This window comes from Nocardioides seonyuensis (genome assembly GCF_004683965.1).
Lineage (GTDB): Bacteria > Actinomycetota > Actinomycetes > Propionibacteriales > Nocardioidaceae > Nocardioides > Nocardioides seonyuensis.
In genome coordinates this window covers 809,502-828,443 of record NZ_CP038436.1, presented here as the reverse complement: position 1 = coordinate 828,443, position 18,942 = coordinate 809,502, and the positions used below count along the sequence as shown (strand labels likewise).

The window sequence follows — 18,942 nt, the reverse complement described above, 5'->3', positions numbered from 1 at the left end:
GTGGGTTGTGCATTCGGATGCCTCGCGGCTGCCGGATCCATCTCGACTCGCTCGCTCGAGCGTGTCGTCGTGTGTCCGGAAGAGGGATCCGGGGCCACCGCACGAGGTCCACCGCCAGCCCCTCCGGGGGCAGGAGGAGGTTCCCGGGCCGGAGCAAGGAACGGTAGATGACCAGACGACAGATTGTGGAGGACATGCCGAAGAAAGAAGGCGTGATCGAGCTCGAGGGCACGATCACTGAAGCCCTGCCCAATGCGATGTTCCGTGTGGAGCTGAGCAACGGTCACAAGGTGCTCGCCCACATCAGCGGCAAGATGCGCCAGCACTACATCCGGATCCTCCCCGAGGACCGCGTGGTGGTGGAGCTCTCTCCCTACGACCTCACCCGAGGACGGATCGTCTACCGCTACAAGTGAGCGAGCGTCGAGCTCACTGCAGCACACCGAGACAGCCACTCACGAGCAAGAAAGGGCTGACATGAAGGTCAACCCGAGCGTCAAGCCGATGTGCGACAAGTGCAAGGTCATCCGTCGCCACGGCCGCGTCATGGTCATCTGCGAGAACCCCCGTCACAAGCAGCGCCAGGGCTAGTTCTCCGCCGGCTTGCACGCAGCAACAACTGAATCCACCACAACGTGATCGCTAGGTGAGGCACCGCCTCATCGAAGTCACCTCCGGAGCACTGGCCGGAGCCCACCCCGAGGCGGGATGGGACGCGACACGACCGAAACCAGAGCGATGAACACAGACAAGGCTCCCAGCCTTGTGGAAAGGGCCACCATGGCACGCCTCGTTGGTGTGGACCTCCCGCGCGACAAGCGCATCGAGATCGCACTCACCTACATCTACGGCATCGGCCGTACCCGCGCCCAGCAGCTGCTCGCCGAGACCGGGGTCGACCCGAACGCTCGGGTGCACACGCTCGGCGACGAGGAGCTGGTCAAGCTCCGCGACGCGATCGAAGCCAACTTCAAGATCGAGGGTGACCTCCGTCGCGAGGTCCAGGCAGACATCCGCCGCAAGATCGAGATCGGCAGCTACCAGGGTCGTCGCCACCGCATGGGCCTTCCGGTCCGCGGTCAGCGCACCAAGACCAACGCGCGCACCCGCAAGGGTCCCAAGCGCACTGTCGCCGGCAAGAAGAAGGCCAAGTGACCCTCGGCACCCGCCGAGCTCGCTGACCTTCCCTCGATCCCACAGCTTCCAGATACCTCAGGAGAAACTGCATGCCTCCCAAGAGCCGCGCGACCAAGGTGCGCCGCAAGGAGAAGAAGAACATCGCTCAGGGCGAAGCCCACATCAAGAGCACGTTCAACAACACCATCGTCACGATCACCGACCCCACGGGTGCGGTCGTCTCGTGGGCCTCTGCCGGCACTGTCGGCTTCAAGGGCTCGCGCAAGTCGACGCCCTTCGCTGCGCAGATGGCCGCCGAGGCCGCCGGGCGCCGCGCCATGGACCACGGGATGAAGAAGATCGACGTCTTCGTCAAGGGCCCGGGCTCGGGTCGCGAGACCGCGATCCGTTCGCTGGGTGCCATCGGCCTCGAGGTCGGCACCATCCAGGACGTCACCCCCACCCCCCACAACGGATGCCGGCCGCCCAAGCGCCGCCGCGTCTGACCCGAGACTGAGAAAGAGAGACTGACATGGCCCGTTACACCGGACCCATGACCCGCAAGTCGCGCCGTCTCGGTGTCGACCTCGTCGGTGGGGACGCCGCCTTCGAGAAGCGTCCCTACGCTCCCGGCCAGCACGGCCGTGGCCGTATCAAGGAGAGCGAGTACCTCCTCCAGCTGCGCGAGAAGCAGAAGGCGCGCTTCACCTACGGCGTCATGGAGAAGCAGTTCCTCCGCTACTACAAGGAGGCCAGCCGTCGCCAGGGCAAGACCGGCGACAACCTCCTGCAGCTGCTCGAGTGCCGTCTCGACAACGTCGTCTACCGCGCAGGGTTCGCCCGCACGCGTCGTCAGGCCCGCCAGCTGGTCGTGCACGGCCACTTCCTGGTCAACGGCAGGAAGGTCGACATCCCCTCCTTCCAGGTCACCGACCACGACATCATCGACGTGCGCGAGAAGTCGCTGGAGCAGACGCCGTTCATCGTGGCCCGCGAGACCCACGGCGAGCGCCACGTCCCGGCCTGGCTCGAGGCCATCCCCTCGCGGATGCGCATCCTCGTGCACCAGGTTCCGGTGCGTGCTCAGATCGACGTGCCGGTCACCGAGCAGCTGATCGTCGAGTACTACTCCAAGAAGTAACGCGCGGGGGTTCGCCCCCGTGCACCTCCGGCCCGCGGTTGCAGCTGCTTCCCGGGCCGGGGGGCACCTCCTCCACACACCCTCATCTGGTTCGGATCCATCAAATAGTGGTTGGGTCCGGGAAGGACACATTCCGTGCTCATCGCTCAGCGCCCGACTCTCACGGAAGAGACAGTCAACGACTACCGCTCGCGGTTCGTCATCGAGCCCCTCGAGCCCGGCTTCGGCTACACGCTCGGCAACTCGCTGCGCCGTACTCTCCTCAGCTCCATCCCAGGCGCCTCGGTCACCAGCATCAAGATCGACTCGGTCCTGCACGAGTTCTCCACCATCGAGGGCGTCACCGAGGACGTCACCGAGGTCATCCTCAACCTGAAGGGCCTGGTCGTCTCCTCCGAGCACGACGAGCCCGTGGTGATGTACCTCCGCAAGTCCGGCGCCGGTGACGTCACCGGGGCCGACATCACGCCGCCGGCCGGTGTCGAGGTGCACAACCCCGAGCTGAAGATCGCCACGCTCTCCGACAAGGGCAAGATCGACATCGAGCTCGTCGTCGAGCGCGGTCGTGGCTATGTCTCGGCCGTCCAGAACAAGGGCGCCGACAACGAGATCGGCCGCATCCCGGTCGACTCGATCTACAGCCCCGTGCTGAAGGTGACCTACAAGGTCGAGGCCACCCGTGTCGAGCAGCGCACCGACTTCGACCGCCTGGTCATCGACGTCGAGACCAAGCCCTCGATCCGTCCCCGCGACGCCATCGCCTCGGCCGGCAAGACCCTGGTCGAGCTGTTCGGCCTGGCTCGCGAGCTCAACGTCGAGGCAGAGGGCATCGACATCGGTCCGTCGCCGGTCGACGAGCAGCTCGCCGCCGACCTGGCACTGCCGGTCGAGGACCTGCAGCTCACGGTCCGCAGCTACAACTGCCTCAAGCGTGAGGGCATCCACACCGTGGGTGAGCTCATCAGCCGCTCGGAGCAGGACCTGCTCGACATCCGCAACTTCGGCGCCAAGTCGATCGACGAGGTCAAGGCCAAGCTCGTCGAGATGGGCCTCTCCCTCAAGGACAGCGCTCCCGGCTTCGACCCGAGCGCGGCCCTGGCTGCCTACGGCGACGACGACGACGACAGCTTCGTCGAGGACGAGCAGTACTGAGCGGACCGAGGAGTGAGGCGGAGGTAGGCCGAGCGCCAGCGAGGTCTGCCGAAGCCTAGCCCCGCAGGTTCCGCGACAAATGAGCACCATCCAAACCGTCCGACGCCGCGTCGGACGTCTACCCCGGTACCTGACACGGCCGGAGAGAAAAGAGAACTGAGATGCCCAAGCCCAAGAAGGGTGCCCGCCTCGGCGGCAGCCCCGCCCACCAGCGCCTGATGCTCTCGAACCTGGCCACCGCCCTGTTCGAGCACGGCCGGATCACCACGACCGAGACGCGCGCACGCGTGCTTCGCCCGGTGGCCGAGAAGCTGATCACCAAGGCCAAGAGGGGCGACCTGCACAACCGTCGCGAGGTCCTCAAGACCATCCGTGACAAGTCGGTGGTGCACACGCTGTTCACCGAGATCGCGCCGACCTTCGCCGAGCGTCCCGGTGGCTACACCCGCATCACCAAGATCGGGCCCCGCAAGGGCGACAACGCCCCCATGGCCGTCATCGAGCTGGTGACGGAGGCCTACAGCCCCAAGGCTCCCTCGACCAAGAAGACCCAGGCCGCTGCTCCGGCTGCTCCGTCCGAGGCCGCTCCGGCCGAGGTCGTGGCGGACGACGAGGTCCTCGACACCGAGGCCGCCGACGTGGAGACCGCCGAGGCCCAGGCCACCGGCGAGGCCGCAGAGGTCCACGGCGTGGCGACCCTGCCGTCGGACGAGGGTGTGACGGACGGCAACGTCTCCGGGAAGTACCCCGGCTCGCACGCGCCGATGGAGAACGTCGACGAGGTCCCCGAGGGCTTCCCGATCAAGGGCAACGAGGATTCCATGAAGTTCCACGAGCCCGACGGCCAGTGGTTCTCCCAGACGACTGCCGAGGTGTGGTTCGACTCCGTCGAGTCCGCCGAGGCGGCCGGCTTCACCCGCGCCGGCGAGTGAGCTAGTCACCAGGACCGCACGGCGGCCCGTCACCCTCCGGGGTGGCGGGCCGTCGTCATGCTCGGGGGAGTGAGCGCCGCCCGGGCAGCCTGGTCGAGCCCAGGTCAGCCCGCTGGCCGGCGCTCCATCCCGCGTGCATCCCGCTGCCTGAGAGGCGACGCGCCGACGCCTGCCGGAGGTGGGGGTAGGTGCGGTCCCGGGCACTCTCGACCGCGGCTGACCTGTCGGCCAGGACGAGGGCGCTGGACGTGCCCTGGGCAGCGAAGCGATCGCGCGCCCGGTCGGCGGCCTGCACCTCGACCGCGCTCAGTCGGTCGCCGACAGATCGGCTGAAACCGGCCAACCAGCTGCGACGGAACGCCGCTGGGTGGTCGGAGGCGGGGACCGCGGTCCGGGCCAGGGCGTGCACGGCTTGCACCAGCAGGCTCGTGAACAGGATCTCGGCCCGCTGCAGGTCGCAGCGGTGGCCGAAGAGGTGGACCGAGAGCTCCTTGGAGCCGCCTGAATAGCGCGTTCGCCGGACCGGCCGGCACCGCAGCGCCACCGAGATGGCGCTCAGCAGGTCCGCCTTGTCAACGGCATAGGGGCGGTCGAGCACGATGACGAGGTCGCCGACGATGTCGAGGCCGGGGTCGGCCAGGGCGAGCAGCGCCCGGTCGATGCCGTGGGCCGCCATCAGCTCGGCGGCCTTCGCGGTGTAGGTCTCGGCCTCCTGAGCCGTCGCCGCCGGATCCTCGGCCTTGGCCAGCAGCTTGCGGACCTTGGCGAGGGTGTCGGAACTGGGCTGGTCCATGGGCGGCTCCCGAGATGAGGTGGTGGTGTCGGGTGAGACTGCCACCCGTCACCGACAGCGCCGCGACCGGACTACCGGGACCAGCGGGTCTCCACCAGGCGCAGGGCCTCGGCGCGCTCGAGGCCGAGGCGGCGGGCACGAGCGACGTAGTCGTCGGCGGCAGCCAGCGAGTCCTGCTGCTCGGTGAGCCGGGTCGGGGCGACGGAGGTGCCCTTGCGGCCCTCGGTGATGACGACGCCGTCGCTCTCCAGCTCGCGGTAGACACGGGCGACGGTGTTGGCGGCCAGGCCGAGCTGGGATGCCAGGGACCGGACGCTGGGCAGCCGCGTCCCGGGAGGCAGGTCACCCGAGGCTGTCTTCTTCGCGATCTGGGCGCGGACCTGCTCGAACGGAGGAGTTGCGGAGCCAGGATCAATCGGGTGGAGCTTCATGGCTCAACCCTAGGATTGTCGTGTAGACCTTGTTGGCATGTTGGCGAAACCAGTGGTCCTCGTGGTGGGTGAGGCCCTGGTCGACGCCGTACGACGCCCCGACGGCGTCACCGAGGAGCATCCTGGCGGCAGCTGCGCCAACGCTGCGGTGGGGCTGGCCCGGCTGGGCCAGGAGGTCTGGTTCGCCACAGCCCTGGGGGACGACGCCCGCGGACGAGCCGTCGCCGGGCACCTGGCCGCCAACCACGTCGGCCTGGCGGGCGACCCCTACGTCCTGGCGCGGACCTCGACCGCGCTCGCCACCGTCGGGTCCGACGGTGCAGCGACCTACGCCTTCGACCTGGAGTGGCGGCTGCCCCCGCTCGACGTCCCTGACGAGGTCGACCCGGCCGTGGTGGTCTACGGCTCCCTCGGGGCGGCGCTGGCTCCGGGGGCAGAGGGCGTGGCACGGCTGGTGGAGTCGCTCCGCGAGCGCGTGCTCACCGTGCTCGACCTCAACGTGCGACCCGCGGTGACCGGCCTCGGCCCCGAGGTGGTCGCCAGGGCGGAGCAGATGGCGTCGCTCGCGGACGTGGTGAAGGCCAGCGACGAGGACGTCGAGGCCCTCTGGCCCGGTCGTGACAGGGGGGACGTCGCGTCGCAGCTGCTGGCCGCGGGCAGCAGCGCCGTGGTGGTGACCCGGGCCGCCGCGGGCGTGCAGTGGTTCGCCCGGGACGGCGTCGTCGAGGTACCCGCACCGGAGGTCGCGGTCGTGGACACGATAGGTGCCGGCGACACCGTCACTGCGGCTCTCGTGGACGGGTTGTGGCGCCTGGGCGCCCGGGGCCCGGGCGCAGGGGAGCGGGTGCGCGACCTCGACCCTGCCGACCGCGTGGGCGTCATCCGGCTCGCCGCCCGCGCCGCAGCCGTGACGGTGTCCCGGGCAGGTGCCGACCCGCCGTGGCGCAGGGAGCTCGGGCAGTCCTAGGCCGACGCGGTCGGCGAGCCCTGGGCGGTCCAGGCCGGGTCGCGGCCGATGAAGCCCATGAGGCGGTCGACGACCGGCGCGTCGGCGGGGACTGGCACGGCGGGGCCGTACTGGCCTGAGTCTCGCAGCATCTCCTCGATGCCCTGCATGCCCGTGAGCAGGCGGGCGGCGTAGTCGGGGTCCAGGTCGACGTCCTGGCCGCTGGCCCGTGCGAGGTCCCAGGTGTGCATGAACACGTCGGCGGTGTAGAAGAGGTCCACTGCGTCCGACAGTCGGTGGCTCCCCGCGCGTGGGTGGGTGAAGTCCTCCTCGCCCCGCTGCTCGAGGAGCGCCTGCACCTCCGACGACTGGTGCTCCCACGCGCCGACGGGGTCCTCGTCGGACCGCGGCCCCGGAGCCAGCTCGACCCCACCCGCCGACAGGAACGACGGGAACCAGTCCACGAGGTGATCGACCACGTCGCGCGCGGTCCAGCCGGCCACCGGAGCCGGGGCCGACCAGTCGGTGACCCCGGCCACCACGGAGGCGAAGCCGCTCGCGACGAGACGGTGCCGCTCGGCCGGGTCAGAGGGCGCCATCGGCAAGCATCCCGTCGATGGCCTCGTAGCCGTCGTCGACGCCCACCTCCATGCCGCTGGCCAGCCACTGGTCGCGGCCCTCGAAGGAGTCGCACAGGGACATGGCGTGGAGCCGGGTGCGGCCGTCGCCGAGGTCCTCGAACTCCATCGTCTCCAGCGAGACGGCGTCGGGCATGCCCTCCCAGGTGAAGGTCTGGACGATGCGGTCCTCGCGGACGGTGTGGAAGCAGCCACGGAAGGACGTCTCGAACGCCTCGCGCCCCTCGCCTCCGCGCGCGGTGTAGCTCCAGCTTCCGCCGTCGCGGGCGTCCCACTCGTGGATCTCCGCGCCGACGTCGCGCGGGCCGATCCACCGCGCGAAGAGCTCGGGATCGGTGTGGGCGCGGAAGAGCTGGGCGGGCGTGCCGCTGAAGTCGCGCCAGATGTGGATGGCCGGGACCTGGGCGTCGGCCTCGATCCTGGCCTTGTCGTAGCGGGTCGGCTGATCCGTGGAGGGGCTCTGCGTGGTGGTCATGATGCGGTTCCTTCCTGGGGTCGTGCGCGGTGTGGGTGCTGCTGGTCGTCGAGCTCGGCCAGGACCTGGTCGAGGCGCGAGTAGCGCTCCTCCGCCTGGCGCTGGTAGCGCTCGATCCACTTGGTCATCAGGTCGAACACCTCCGCCTCGAGATGGACGGGTCGGCGCTGGGCATCCCTGCTGCGGGTGACCAGGCCGGCTTCCTCGAGCACCTTCAGGTGCTTGGAGACCGCCTGCACGCTGACGTCGTACGGCGCCGCCAGGGCGCCCACCGTCGCGTCACCGGCAGCCAGCCTGGCGACCATGTCGCGCCGGGTGGGGTCGGCAAGGGCGGCGAAGATGCGGGAGAGCGGATCGGTCACGTGAAGTCCTTCATCAACCAGTAGGTTGAGAACGACGCTAGCCCTCGTCCCGTCCCTTGTCAACCAATTGGTTGGGAAAGGGATGGTCCGCTGCGAAGAGCCGCGCGGGGATGCCCGCGGAGCGGCTCTCTGCAGCGGACTATCTCGAGGAACGACGGATGCGCACGGACCGGGAGGTTGCCGCGGGGCACTCCGCGACCGCAGGGGCGTAGGCCGGCTCGGCAGTGAGGTAGTAGCGACCGGGGCGTCGCGGTGCGTCCAGAGCCTTCTTGCCGCGGGAGCTGGTGGTGAGGCGCTTGACCACCTTGTCCTCGCCCTTCTTCACCCGCCACAGGACGACCTGGGCGCGAGCCTGGCACTCGGGGTAGTAGGAGCGGACGCGAATGCTGAGGCCATGCTTCTTGCGCAGGTGGCGCAGTCGAGCGGTCCGGTCGGCGACCGGGCAGCCCGAGGCGGTGACGGCGGTGATGGCGGGGCAGCCGTCGGCGATGTTGGCCACGGTGTCTCCGTCGGTGTCGTCGTCGCACGCGTCGCCGCGGCCGTCGGCGTCGCGGTCGAGCTGTTCGGAGTTGAGGACGACAGGGCAGTTGTCGACCTTCTCCTCGATGCCGTCGCCGTCGCTGTCACAGGTCGCGAAGGTCAGCGTCACCGAGAACGAGCGGACCTCGCCGGTCATCGTGGAGGTGTTGAGCACCCACAGGTGCCACTTGCCCGCCGCGGTGTGGTCCTCGAGGTCGCGGAGCGGGTTGGCGGGTGCGTAGGTTCCGGGCGAGGGGTCGACGCCGGACAGCCCGGGTGCGCCCCTGTCGTCGTCGAAGCTGTAGTCGCCGTCCAGGCCGCCACGGGCGCCGTCGACGGTCCACACGGCAGGTGCGAGCCAGGTGAAGTCCGTCTTGGGCCCGAGGAGGTTGACCGCGATCTTGGACGCATCGGCGAACGCGATGTCGTAGGACAGGTCGAGGTCGACCACCGTGCGGGTGTCCGCCACCTCCAGCGTCCAGGCCGAGAGGGAGTGGCCGGAGCCGTCAGGGCTGGAGTTGGGGTGGATCGGGCCGCCCGCGCGCGCGAAGGTCATCGTGCACGGCTCGCTCGCCGTGGCAGCGGGAGGGCTGGTCACCACGGGCGCAACCGCGAGGGCCAGGAGCATGGCCAGGAGTGTCCTACGCACGAGCACGGTGCTCACCTCCTTGGCCGACGGATGCGCACGGACTTGGAGGTGGCCGGGGGGCACTCGGCGACCGCGGCGGCGTAGGCCGGCTCGGCGGTGAGGTAGTAGCGACCGGGGCGTCGCGGTGCGTCGAGGGCCTTCTTGCCGCGGGAGCTGGTGGTGAGGCGCGTGACCACCTTGTCCTCGCCCTTCTTCACCCGCCACAGGACGACCTGGGCGCGAGCCTGGCACTCGGGGTAGTAGGAGCGGACCCGGACCACCAGGTCGCTCGTCTTGAGCAGGTGGCGCACCCGGACGGTCCGGTCCGCCGCCGGGCAGCCGGACGTGGTGAGGGCGGTGATGGCTGGACAGCCGTCGGCGGTGTTGGCCACGCTGTCTCCGTCGGTGTCGTCGTCACAGGCGTCGCCGCGGCCGTCGGCGTCGCGGTCGAGCTGTTCGGAGTTGAGGACGACAGGGCAGTTGTCGACCTTCTCCTCGATCCCGTCGCCGTCGCTGTCGCAGGTCGCGAAGGTCATGGTGATGCTCCAGCTCCCGACGGTGCCTGCCGTGGTGCCGTAGTTGCTCACCCAGATCGACCAGCCGCCGGTCGTCGGTGGCACCTCCATCGCCGACATCGCCGTCGCCGGTTGGTAGTCACCTGCCGGCGGGTTGCTGCCGGTGATCTTGGCGGAGGCCTCGTCGTCGAAGCGGTAGAGGCCGTCGACCACGCCGGTGGCCTGTCCCTTCTGGAGCGCGACGACGTTCGGGAGGAAGCCGACGGTCTGGGGGCCCATCAGGTTGATGTGCAGGTCCTGCGCCCTCGCGTGGTCCAGGTCGATCGCGAGATCGAGGTCGACGACGGTCCTCTCGTCGGTGGTCTCGACCGCCCAGGCGTTCCACGAGTGGTCCTTCTGGGGGTCCGGCCCCGGCCTGATGGCGCCACCGCTGCTGGAATAGGTGATCGAGCAGGGCTGCACCTGGGCCGACGCCGGCGCGGTGGTGGCGACGGGGACCGCCATGACTGCCAACAGCACGGACAGGACTGTCGTACGCACGAGCACGGTGTTCACCTCTCCGACCGACGGATGCGCACGGACCTGGAACGAGCGGCCCCGCACTCGGCCACCCCGATCGCGTAGAGCTCCTCGACCGTCGCGTAGTGGCGGCCCGGTCGACGCGGCGCCTTGAGCACCAGGCGGCCACGGGCGTCGGTGGCCTTGCGTGCGACCATCTTGTCGGGGCCCTTGCGGGCGCGCCACACGACGACGTCCGCGCGGGACTGGCACTCGGTGAAGTAGGAGGCCACGGTCACACGCAGCTTGCGCTTCTTCTTCTGGTGCCGCAGTCGAACGTCGCGGTCCGCACCCGGGCAGCCGCTCATGGTGGCCGCTGCGACCCGCTGGCAGCCGTCGGACGCGTTGTCGAGGGCATCGCCGTCGCGGTTGCCATCGCAGGTGTCACCGACTCCGTCGGTGTCGATGTCCACCTGCTCGACATTGGGCTCCGCCGGGCAGTTGTCGGCTGCGTCCGCGATGCCGTCCTTGTCGGAGTCGCAGTCGACCGTCAGGGTCAGGGTGACGTTGCCCCAGTCCCCGGTGTTGTCCGAGACGTTGGTGACCATGAAGCGCCACCGCCCTGCCGCAGGGTGTCCGGTCAACGCGGCCGCCAGCTCGTCGGGACGGTAGCGGCCAGGGGCCGGGCTGCTCGTCGCGAACGGAGCCGACGCCGAGTCGTCCAGCACGTAGGAGCCCGAGAGCGGGCCGGTCATGCCGTTGACGATGGACTTGGGGACGTTCTTGTCGTCCGACTGCGGATTCACGAGCAGGAACGAGAGGTCCGCGGAGTCGCTCGCGTAGGTGGCGTCGAAGCCCCAGTCGACGTCGACCACCGTGCGGGTGTCGGCCACCTGGATGTCGATCACGCCAACGGAGAAGCCGGGGTTGGGCAGGACGCGGGGGTGGAGTGTCTTGAGGCCTGGTGCCGAGTACTCCATCTCGCAGGTGGTGGGCGCTGCCACGGCTCCCGTGGAGGACGGGAGCACGACGAGCAGCGCTCCTGTGAGGAGCAGGGCGGCGGTGCGCGAGAGCGCGCTCAGGGTGGCCATGACGGGGACATCCTAAGATCCCTGCGTGCGACTGCGACTGGACCTGTCATACGACGGGACCGACTTCTCCGGCTGGGCCGCCCAGCCGGACCGTCGTACCGCCCAGGGAGTCCTCGAGGAGGCGCTCGCCACTGCCCTGCGAGTGCCTCGCGCGAGGGTGACCGTGGCCGGCCGCACGGACGCCGGTGTCCACGCCCGCGGCCAGGTCGCCCACCTCGACGTCGACGAGTCCCTGCTGGCCGCCTCCGCGGGCAGGTCGGACGATCCGCCGATGGAGGCCCTCGCTCGTCGCCTGGCCGGGATCCTGCCTCCGGACCTGCGCGTACGACGCATCGCCGAGGCCCCGGCCGGCTTCGACGCGCGCTTCTCGGCGATCTGGCGGCGCTACGCCTACCGAGTGGCCGACGACCCGGCGCTCGTCGACCCGCTGACCCGCCGCCACGTGCTCACCTGGCCGCGCGGGCTCGACCTCGAGGCGATGAACGCGGCCGCCGAGCCGCTCACCGGCCTCACCGACTTCGCGGCCTTCTGTCGCAGGCGCGAGGGCGCCACCACGATTCGCACGCTCCTCGAGCTGAGCTGGGCCCGTGACGGGAGCGGCGTCGCCGTCGGCACGGTCGTCGCCGACGCGTTCTGCCACAACATGGTCCGCGCGCTGGTGGGCTGCCTGCTCGCGGTGGGGGACGGCCGCAAGCCCGTGACCTGGCCGGCCCAGGTGCTGGCCGGGCGTTCGCGCGAGGCCGGGGTGGCCGTCGTACAGGCCCACGGGCTCACCCTGGAGGAGGTCGGCTACCCCGAGGGGGCCGAGCTCCTCGCCCAGTCCGAGCGTGCCCGCGCCAGACGAGAGGCTCTCCATGACTGACCACTACTTCTCCGCCGATCCCGCGGCCGCGTTCGAGCGGGAGTCGTTCACGACGACGATCTGGGGCCACGAGCTCACCTTCGAGACAGGGTCCGGCGTGTTCAGCAAGGGCCACCTCGACCACGCGACGGCGGTGCTGTTCCGCGAGCTCGAACCGCCCGCGAGCGGTCGGTTCCTCGACCTGGGGTGCGGCTACGGGCCGATCGGCCTGGGGATCGCCCGGGCCGTGCCGCTGTCCTCGGTCATCGGCGTGGAGGTCAACGAACGGGCCATCCTGCTGGCCAACGACAACGCGCGCGCCGCGGGTCTCAGCGGGCAGTTTGTGGCCTGCACGGCGCAGCAGGTGCCGAGCGACCTGGTGTTCGACGAGATCTGGTCCAACCCCCCGATCCGTATCGGCAAGGACGCGCTCCACGAGCTGCTGCTCACCTGGCTGCCACGGCTGGCCCCGGGCGGTCGTGCGGTGATGGTGGTGGGCAAGAACCTCGGCGCCGACTCCCTCCAGCGCTGGCTGACCGACCAGGGATGGCCCACCGAGAGGCTGGCGAGCGTCAAGGGCTTCCGGGTGCTGGAGGCTCGCCGGCCCTGACGATCAGGCCGGGCGAGTCGCGACGAGCACCCCGATCTTGTCGATGCGGTGCTCGGGGTTGTCGAACTCGTCGGCCCAGTAGTTGCCCGCAGCATGGTCCTCGAGCGTCGCGCAGGTGGAGATCGTGATCATCGGCCGCGTCGCCTCGACGCCGGGACGTCCCGGCACGGCTGCCCGCTGCGCGGCGAGGGACGCCGGCTCGCGGAACGACGTCCACCGGGTGCGCCGGACCTCGTAGACGTGCACGGTGTCGCCGCTGCGCACCAGCACACGTGCACCGCGTCGCAACGAGGGGGAGCGGCGCAGGGGTGCCGTGCCGGTGAGCCGGTGGCCGGTGACGATGAAGTTGCCCACCTCGCCGGGCCCGACCCCGCCACGAGGCCCTCGGGGGGAGGCCATGTCGCCGGCGTTCTGGATCCGCGTGCCGGGAGCGTCGTCGGGCGATCCCCAGTAGCGCACGACGGGGAAGTCGCGCAGGCCGAGTGCCGGGATGGTCACGAACGAGCGCCTGGGCTCCGGGGTGGCGGCCGGCAGCGGGCTGGTCGCGCTCTCGGGAGTGGCCGGCGCGGGGGTCGCCGACGTCCGGGTGGGGGAGGTGCGCGTCGGCTCCGAGTCGGGTCGCGCAGGCGCCTGGTCCGAGCAGGCGGCCACACCGACGACGAGCGGGAGCACGATGCCGGCGAGGAGCGGTGCTGCTCGGCCCATCTCGTCACGGTACGCCGTGGCGGCAAGCATGCCTCGCACGCTGTCAGGGCAAGATGATGGGCATGGGCTACGAAGCAGCACCCGACCGGTACGACGACGACGGAGCCGGGATGGACTACCGCTCCTGCGGACGCAGCGGGCTCAAGCTGCCCGCGCTCTCGCTGGGGTTGTGGCAGAACTTCGGCACCGACCGGCCCGAGGAGACCCAGCGCGCGATCCTGCGCCGGGCGTTCGACCGCGGTGTCACCCACTTCGACCTGGCCAACAACTACGGCCCTCCCTACGGCCGTGCGGAGGAGAACTTCGGGCGCTACCTGACCGACGACTTCAAGCCCTACCGCGACGAGCTCGTGATCTCGACCAAGGCCGGCTGGGACATGTGGCCCGGGCCCTACGGGCAGGGCGGCGGGTCGCGCAAGTACGTCCTGGCGTCGCTCGACCAGTCGCTGGCACGGCTCGGGCTCGACTACGTCGACATCTTCTACAGCCACCGGTTCGACCCGGACACGCCTGTCGAGGAGACCATGATGGCCCTGGACACGGCGGTCCGGTCCGGCCGAGCGCTCTACGCCGGCATCTCCTCCTACTCGGCGGCCAAGACCCAGGAGGCGGCGACCATCGCCCGTGACCTGGGCACGCCGTTGCTCATCCACCAGCCCTCGTACTCGATGCTCAACCGCTGGATCGAGACACCCCAGCAGCACGGGAGCAGCCTGCTCGACGAGCTCGAGGCACAGGGCATGGGCTGCATCGTCTTCACCGCGCTGGCGCAGGGCCTGCTGACCGACCGCTACCTCGACGGCGTCCCCGCCGACTCCCGTGCGGCACGCGAGGACTCCACCCTCGCGGGGCTCGAGGACGGCGTCCTCGAGCGGGTGCGCGCGCTCAACGAGATCGCCGGCAGGCGTGGGCAGAAGCTCGCGCAGCTCGCCCTCCAGTGGGTGCTGCGTGACCGCCGTGTGACGAGTGCGGTGATCGGTGCCTCCAGCGTCGAGCAGCTGGACGTCAACCTCGATGCCCTGGACGCGCCTCCGCTCAGCGACGAGGAGCTGGCCGAGATCGACCGGTACGCCGTCGACTCCGGCATCAACCTGTGGGCGAAGCAGACCGAGGAATGAGCAGCGACGCCACCCGGGTCCTCGTGATCGGTGCCGATGCTGCCGGCATGTCGGCCGCCCACCAGGCACTGCGCACCGCAGGGAGCCACGGTCGGTCGCTGCAGGTCACCGTGGTGGACAAGGGCGCCCACACGTCGTACTCCGCGTGCGGGATCCCCTACTGGATGGCCGGTGACGTCGAGTCCGGTGATGAGCTCGTGGCACGCACCGTCGAGCAGCACCGCGAGGCGGGGATCGAGATGCGGCTCGGGACCGAGGCGGTCGCGGTCGACGTCACCTCGCGCACGGTCACTGTCCGCGGCGGGCAGGACGTCGACGAGGAGACCCTCGAGTACGACGAGCTGGTCGTCGCCACCGGTGCGCCCGCCATCGTGCCCGCCTGGGCGCTGCGGCCGGACGGGACGCCGTACGTCAACGTCGGGCCGGTGAAGACCCTCGACGACGGGGCCGCCTGGGAGAGCCGCTTCGAGGCAGCAGGCGAGGGTGCGCACGTCGTCGTGGTGGGTGCTGGGTACGTCGGCGTGGAGGTGGCCGAGGCGGCCCTGCGGCGAGGCCTGGGCGTCACCGTGGTCACACGCGGACGCGGGCTCGCCCTGCTCGAGGAGGAGATGTCGGAGAAGGTCGCCATCGCGATGTGCGACGCCGGTGCCGAGGTCGTGCTGGGTGTCGAGGTGACGGGGCTGGAGACCGCGACGGGCGAGAGCGGCGGGCACAGGGCCACCGGCGTCCGCTGGGAGGGTGGTGGCCGGGACGCCGACCTCGTGGTGCTCGCGATCGGGGTGCGGCCCGCGACGGGGTTCCTCCGCGACTCGGGCCTGCCGATGGGCGACAACGGGGCGTTGCTCCCCGACGAGCACGGCCGGGTGGCGCCGGGCATCTGGGCGGCGGGCGACTGCTGCGAGGTGCGACGGCGCATCGACGATCGCACGGTGTTCCGCCCCCTCGGCACCCACGCCAACAAGCTGGGGCGTGTGCTGGGCGACAACCTCGCCGGCGGCTCCCTGGCGTTCCCCGGGGTGGTCGACACCTCCATCACGCGGTTCGCGGCGTGCGGGGAGTACCTCGAGATCGCGCGCACCGGACTCGGCCTCGAGGAGGCGCAGCACGCCGGCTACGACGCAGTCGCGCTGGTGACCGAGGGGACGACCGCGAGCGGCTACATGCCCGAGGCCGAGCCGATCTCGGTGTGGGTCCTGGCGTGCCGTTCGACGCGAAGGCTGCTCGGGGTGCAGGTCGTGGGCGGGCACGGTGCCGGCAAGCGGGTCGACACCGCGGCCGCGGTGCTGTGGAGCGAGGGGACCGTCGACGACCTCGCCTGGATGGACCTGGCCTATGCACCGCCGTTCTCGACGGCCTGGGACATCCTCCAGATCGCGGCGCGACGACTCGCGGAGCGCCTGTGAACGAGTCGGCTGTCCAGCACGAGGAGGCCGGCCCGGCCCACGAGCGCAGCAACGGCCTGCGGCAGGTCGTGGCCAACGCGCTGCAGGGCACCGGCGACCAGGTGGTCAACGCCAAGAGCGTGCTGCCCTGGCTGCTGACCGGCCTCGGCGCGCCCGGGTTCCTGCTGGGCCTGCTCGTGCCGATCCGCGAGTCGGGCTCGATGCTGCCGCAGGCGGCGATGACACCGTGGGTACGACGTCATCGCGCGCGCAAGTGGATCTGGGTCGCCGGTGCGCTCGGCCAGGCCTCGTCGGTCGCGGCGATGGCGCTGCTGGCGTGGCTCACCACGGGGGTGGTGGCCGGTGTCGGGATCGTGCTGGCGCTGGCGGCCTTCGCCACCTCGCGCGCGCTCTGCTCGCTCGCCGGCAAGGACGTGCTCGGCCGCACGATCGAGAAGGGGCGGCGGGGGCGCATCAACGGGCTCGAGGTCGTGGCGGCCGGAGGGGCGGCCATCACGCTCGGCGTCGCGGTCCAGGTCTTCGGCGGCTCCTCGGTGCGCGTCGGGCTGCTGGCGGCGCTGCTGGTGGGTGCGGCGGTGCTGTGGGTCGTCGCGGCGCTGGTCTTCGCCGGCGTGCGCGAGCCGGTGCCGGAGTCCGCGCCCGGTTCCTCGTCCTCGGGCTGGGTCGCCTCCTCGTGGTCGCTGCTCAGGAACGACGCGACCTTCCGGCGGTTCGTCGTGGTGCGGACGCTGCTCCTGGTCTCGGCCCTCAGCCCGCCGTTCGTCGTGTCGATCGCGGCAGCCGAGGGCGGGGTGGGCCTCAGCGGGCTCGGACCGTTCGTGATCGCCCAGGGGATCGCCGGCCTCGTCGGCGGCCGGTGGTTCGGAGGGCTGGCCGACCGGTCCTCCCGTCGGCTGATGATCTGGGGCTCGGGGCTGGCGTCGGTGATCCTGCTCGCCTACCTCGCCCTCGCCCGGTCACCCGGTGTGGAGGAGTGGTCGCTGCTCCACCCGCTCACCTATCTCCTGCTCATGCTGACCCACACGGCCGTGCGGGTGGCCCGCAAGACCTACGTCGTCGACATGGCCGAAGGGGACCGGCGCACGGAGTACGTCGCCGTGGCCAACACCGCGATGGGCGTCCTCCTGCTCGTGGCGGGCGCGGTGTCGGGTGCGCTCGCGATGCTCGGCCCAGGATTCGCGCTGGTCTTCCTCGCCCTGCTCGGGCTGCTCGGCGTCGTCGTGGGTCGGACCCTGCCCGAGGTGGAGAAGCGTCAGGAGTCCTGACGCGCAGGTGAGGGCAGCATGTCGCCGAGTTCGGCGCGAGCGGTGGGGTAGGGGGTCAGCCGCTCCAGCTGCGCTCGCGCACCTCGACCCGCGCACCCGTGTCCGTGGTGACCGCGACGGGAGCGAGCTGGACCTGGTCCCAGCCAGGGCGCCATGTTCCGCGGTGGTGGAAGACGGTCCAGCCCGGGAGCACGGCGCCACTCTGGGACGTCGCCTCGGTCGAGCGGCCGTCGGGACCTTCGATCGAGACGGTCACGGTGCCGGGGACCGCCCCGACCAGCTCGTAGTTGCCGTCGGCCAGGTTGCCGCCATACAGGTCGATCCCGTCGGCTGCCTCCTCCTTCTCGGGCGTGAGCGCGGGAAGAGTCCGGAACAGCCGGTCCCCCTGTTGAAGGCCAAGGGCGACCAAGGCGTCCCCCTGCGTCGAGGCAGTGTCTGCGACGGCGTAGACGACCTGCGGGACGCCGTACGCCGTACCGGCCGGCATGCGTTCGCCCAGGAGCTCGCCCGTCTCCCAGCTTCCGACCACGTCCAGACTTCCGAGCTGGAGCGTCGTGCTCTCGGGTCGGGTCGGGGTGGTGGGCGAGCTGGAGGAGGCGGGCTCCTCGGCCCGGAGACCGGGCGCGGTGGCGGAGTCTTCGTCGGTGCCGCAGGCACCGAGCAAGGCGATGAGCAGAAGTGTGACGGGTGCCGTCCCGAGAGTCCTCACGACTGTGTAGACGCACCAGGAGGGCGGTGGGTTGCCTCCACCCTCCGAGCCGAGGGGACTCAGTCCTCGCGCAGCGCGCTGTGCTGGTCGATGTTCCGGACGTCGTCGGAGTCGGGCACGCGATCGGTGTCGATGCTGGCGAGGGTGTCCCCGATCTTCACCGCCGGCGGGAGTGAGCTGAAGTCGCGGTCGGAGGTGCGTCCCCTTGCTGCCGTCATGGAGGAACCCTACTGCGCCAGTCACTCACACCGGACCCTGAGCGTCGCCGAACAGGGTGACAGCTCCGGGCCGTCCTCTGGTGAAATGCACGGATGGAGCTCACCATCGGCACGCTGGCCGACGACCCGGACGTCATGGACGTCTTCTGGCACATGGAGACCTCGTGGCCGGAGTTCATGAAGCACGACCCCATCGGGAACGCCTACTACGCGTCGGTGGAGCACTTCGCGGAGTACGTGCTGGTGTGCCGTGACGGCGACGGTCGGCTCGTGGCCAAGGCGCACTCGGTGCCGTTCAGGCTTCCCGACGAAGAGCTTCCCGACGCCGGCTGGGACGAAGCGATCCGGAGCGGCCTGCTGACGAGGCTCGGTGGCGAGGAGGCGAACGCGGTCTCAGCCGTGGAGATCGCCATCGTCCCGGGCCTTCAGGGCACTGGACTCTCGGGACGTCTGGTCGTCGCCCTGCGCGACAACGCGAAGCGACTGGGCCATCGGGAGCTCCTCGCTCCCGTTCGACCCAACGGCAAGAAGGACGTCGACGAGCCGATGAGCGCCTATGCGCTCCGGACACGCGAGGACGGTCTGCCCCGCGACCCGTGGCTCCGGGTGCACGTCCGCGCCGGCGGAACCATCGAGAAGGTGGCGCCTCGGTCGATGGTCATCCCCGGCACGGTGGAGGAGTGGCGGGAGTGGACCGGGCTGCCCTTCGACCGGACAGGCCCAGTGGAGGTGCCGGGCGCGCTCGCCCCCGTGCTGTGCGACGCCGAGCACGGGACGGCGGTGTACGTCGAGCCGAACGTGTGGGTGCGGCACCGCACGGGGCTGTGAGCGCGGCA

Annotated in this window: 25 protein-coding genes; 14 read left to right on the top strand and 11 right to left on the bottom strand. The window is 70.6% G+C overall.

Going from position 1 to position 18,942, the window contains the following annotated elements; genetic code table 11:
- Positions 1 to 194 precede the first annotated feature (194 nt).
- The 7 genes from infA (at position 195) to rplQ (ending at position 4,341) form a co-directional block, all read left to right on the top strand.
- Positions 195 to 416 carry a translation initiation factor IF-1 gene (gene infA / locus EXE58_RS04070; RefSeq protein ID WP_026145687.1) on the top strand — a complete coding sequence of 74 codons (222 nt, stop codon included), beginning with the start codon at positions 195 to 197 and terminating at the stop codon, positions 414 to 416.
- 61 nt (positions 417 to 477) lie between these two features.
- Complete coding sequence (gene rpmJ / locus EXE58_RS04065; RefSeq protein ID WP_056707964.1) at positions 478 to 591, top strand: 50S ribosomal protein L36; 114 nt, start codon at positions 478 to 480, stop codon at positions 589 to 591.
- Between the two features lie 189 nt (positions 592 to 780).
- Positions 781 to 1,155 carry a 30S ribosomal protein S13 gene (gene rpsM / locus EXE58_RS04060; RefSeq protein ID WP_135266692.1) on the top strand — a complete coding sequence of 125 codons (375 nt, stop codon included), beginning with the start codon at positions 781 to 783 and terminating at the stop codon, positions 1,153 to 1,155.
- Between the two features lie 71 nt (positions 1,156 to 1,226).
- The gene (rpsK, locus tag EXE58_RS04055) at positions 1,227 to 1,622 is read left to right on the top strand and encodes a 30S ribosomal protein S11 (RefSeq protein WP_135266691.1); all 396 of its coding nucleotides are present in this window, start codon (positions 1,227 to 1,229) and stop codon (positions 1,620 to 1,622) included.
- Between the two features lie 26 nt (positions 1,623 to 1,648).
- Entirely contained in the window at positions 1,649 to 2,257 is a 609-nt protein-coding gene (rpsD, locus tag EXE58_RS04050) for a 30S ribosomal protein S4 (protein WP_135266690.1), read from the top strand.
- 135 nt (positions 2,258 to 2,392) lie between these two features.
- Positions 2,393 to 3,409, top strand: coding sequence for a DNA-directed RNA polymerase subunit alpha (locus tag EXE58_RS04045; RefSeq protein WP_135266689.1), 1,017 nt, complete (start codon positions 2,393 to 2,395; stop codon positions 3,407 to 3,409).
- A 161-nt stretch (positions 3,410 to 3,570) separates the two neighbouring features.
- On the top strand, positions 3,571 to 4,341 hold the full coding sequence (rplQ, locus tag EXE58_RS04040) for a 50S ribosomal protein L17, sunset domain variant (RefSeq protein WP_135266688.1): 771 nt from the start codon (positions 3,571 to 3,573) through the stop codon (positions 4,339 to 4,341).
- 55 nt (positions 4,342 to 4,396) lie between these two features.
- Here the strand turns inward: rplQ and EXE58_RS04035 are convergent, their stop codons facing one another.
- Together EXE58_RS04035 and EXE58_RS04030 are read right to left on the bottom strand one after the other, a co-directional pair.
- Positions 4,397 to 5,134, bottom strand: a complete 738-nt coding sequence (locus EXE58_RS04035) for a DUF2786 domain-containing protein (protein WP_135266687.1) — start codon at positions 5,132 to 5,134, stop codon at positions 4,397 to 4,399.
- 71 nt (positions 5,135 to 5,205) lie between these two features.
- Positions 5,206 to 5,565 carry a GntR family transcriptional regulator gene (locus EXE58_RS04030; protein ID WP_135266686.1) on the bottom strand — a complete coding sequence of 120 codons (360 nt, stop codon included), beginning with the start codon at positions 5,563 to 5,565 and terminating at the stop codon, positions 5,206 to 5,208.
- Between the two features lie 37 nt (positions 5,566 to 5,602).
- Here EXE58_RS04030 and EXE58_RS04025 point away from each other — a divergent pair, with 37 nt between their 5' ends.
- Positions 5,603 to 6,532: a PfkB family carbohydrate kinase gene (locus tag EXE58_RS04025; protein WP_135266685.1), complete on the top strand. Its 930-nt coding sequence runs from the start codon at positions 5,603 to 5,605 to the stop codon at positions 6,530 to 6,532.
- Here the strand turns inward: EXE58_RS04025 and EXE58_RS04020 are convergent.
- The 6 genes from EXE58_RS04020 to EXE58_RS03995 form a co-directional block, all read right to left on the bottom strand.
- Positions 6,529 to 7,110 (bottom strand): TIGR03086 family metal-binding protein, encoded by a 582-nt coding sequence (locus tag EXE58_RS04020; protein WP_135266684.1) that lies wholly within the window; start codon positions 7,108 to 7,110, stop codon positions 6,529 to 6,531. The genes EXE58_RS04025 and EXE58_RS04020 overlap by 4 nt on opposite strands.
- The gene (locus tag EXE58_RS04015; RefSeq protein ID WP_135266683.1) at positions 7,097 to 7,624 is read right to left on the bottom strand and encodes an SRPBCC domain-containing protein; all 528 of its coding nucleotides are present in this window, start codon (positions 7,622 to 7,624) and stop codon (positions 7,097 to 7,099) included. Before EXE58_RS04015 ends, EXE58_RS04020 begins: the two co-directional genes overlap by 14 nt.
- Positions 7,621 to 7,986: an ArsR/SmtB family transcription factor gene (locus tag EXE58_RS04010; RefSeq protein WP_135266682.1), complete on the bottom strand. Its 366-nt coding sequence runs from the start codon at positions 7,984 to 7,986 to the stop codon at positions 7,621 to 7,623. Before EXE58_RS04010 ends, EXE58_RS04015 begins: the two co-directional genes overlap by 4 nt.
- Positions 7,987 to 8,125: 139 nt before the next feature.
- Positions 8,126 to 9,133, bottom strand: coding sequence for a thrombospondin type 3 repeat-containing protein (locus EXE58_RS04005; protein WP_135266681.1), 1,008 nt, complete (start codon positions 9,131 to 9,133; stop codon positions 8,126 to 8,128).
- A gap of 32 nt (positions 9,134 to 9,165) precedes the next feature.
- Positions 9,166 to 10,203, bottom strand: a complete 1,038-nt coding sequence (locus EXE58_RS04000) for a thrombospondin type 3 repeat-containing protein (RefSeq protein WP_208544121.1) — start codon at positions 10,201 to 10,203, stop codon at positions 9,166 to 9,168.
- Complete coding sequence (locus tag EXE58_RS03995; protein WP_135266680.1) at positions 10,200 to 11,237, bottom strand: thrombospondin type 3 repeat-containing protein; 1,038 nt, start codon at positions 11,235 to 11,237, stop codon at positions 10,200 to 10,202. The genes EXE58_RS04000 and EXE58_RS03995 overlap by 4 nt, the downstream gene beginning before the upstream one ends.
- A 25-nt stretch (positions 11,238 to 11,262) precedes the next feature.
- On the opposite strand from EXE58_RS03995, the gene truA reads away from it, so the two are divergent.
- Both truA and EXE58_RS03985 read left to right on the top strand, forming a co-directional pair.
- A complete protein-coding gene (truA, locus tag EXE58_RS03990; RefSeq protein ID WP_135266679.1) occupies positions 11,263 to 12,099 on the top strand; it encodes a tRNA pseudouridine(38-40) synthase TruA in 837 nt (278 codons plus the stop codon).
- Positions 12,092 to 12,688 (top strand): class I SAM-dependent methyltransferase, encoded by a 597-nt coding sequence (locus EXE58_RS03985; RefSeq protein WP_135266678.1) that lies wholly within the window; start codon positions 12,092 to 12,094, stop codon positions 12,686 to 12,688. Before truA ends, EXE58_RS03985 begins: the two co-directional genes overlap by 8 nt.
- Before the next feature lie 3 nt (positions 12,689 to 12,691).
- On the opposite strand, the gene EXE58_RS03980 is transcribed toward EXE58_RS03985, so the two are convergent.
- The gene (locus EXE58_RS03980) at positions 12,692 to 13,423 is read right to left on the bottom strand and encodes a class E sortase (RefSeq protein WP_244242410.1); all 732 of its coding nucleotides are present in this window, start codon (positions 13,421 to 13,423) and stop codon (positions 12,692 to 12,694) included.
- 32 nt (positions 13,424 to 13,455) lie between these two features.
- On the opposite strand from EXE58_RS03980, the gene mgrA reads away from it, so the two are divergent.
- From mgrA to EXE58_RS03965, 3 genes are read left to right on the top strand one after another with little or no spacing between them, the layout of a single operon-like run.
- Positions 13,456 to 14,511 carry an L-glyceraldehyde 3-phosphate reductase gene (gene mgrA / locus EXE58_RS03975; protein ID WP_135266677.1) on the top strand — a complete coding sequence of 352 codons (1,056 nt, stop codon included), beginning with the start codon at positions 13,456 to 13,458 and terminating at the stop codon, positions 14,509 to 14,511.
- On the top strand, positions 14,508 to 15,914 hold the full coding sequence (locus EXE58_RS03970) for an FAD-dependent oxidoreductase (protein ID WP_135266676.1): 1,407 nt from the start codon (positions 14,508 to 14,510) through the stop codon (positions 15,912 to 15,914). The genes mgrA and EXE58_RS03970 overlap by 4 nt, the downstream gene beginning before the upstream one ends.
- Complete coding sequence (locus EXE58_RS03965; RefSeq protein ID WP_135266675.1) at positions 15,911 to 17,179, top strand: MFS transporter; 1,269 nt, start codon at positions 15,911 to 15,913, stop codon at positions 17,177 to 17,179. The genes EXE58_RS03970 and EXE58_RS03965 overlap by 4 nt, the downstream gene beginning before the upstream one ends.
- Positions 17,180 to 17,234: 55 nt before the next feature.
- Here EXE58_RS03965 and EXE58_RS03960 read toward each other — a convergent pair whose 3' ends face one another.
- Positions 17,235 to 17,888, bottom strand: coding sequence for a hypothetical protein (locus tag EXE58_RS03960; protein ID WP_135266674.1), 654 nt, complete (start codon positions 17,886 to 17,888; stop codon positions 17,235 to 17,237).
- A gap of 59 nt (positions 17,889 to 17,947) precedes the next feature.
- Complete coding sequence (locus tag EXE58_RS19405) at positions 17,948 to 18,106, bottom strand: hypothetical protein (protein ID WP_167288679.1); 159 nt, start codon at positions 18,104 to 18,106, stop codon at positions 17,948 to 17,950.
- 93 nt (positions 18,107 to 18,199) lie between these two features.
- Between EXE58_RS19405 and EXE58_RS03955 the strand changes: the two genes are divergently transcribed.
- Entirely contained in the window at positions 18,200 to 18,934 is a 735-nt protein-coding gene (locus tag EXE58_RS03955; RefSeq protein WP_135266673.1) for an N-acetyltransferase, read from the top strand.
- Positions 18,935 to 18,942 lie beyond the last annotated feature (8 nt).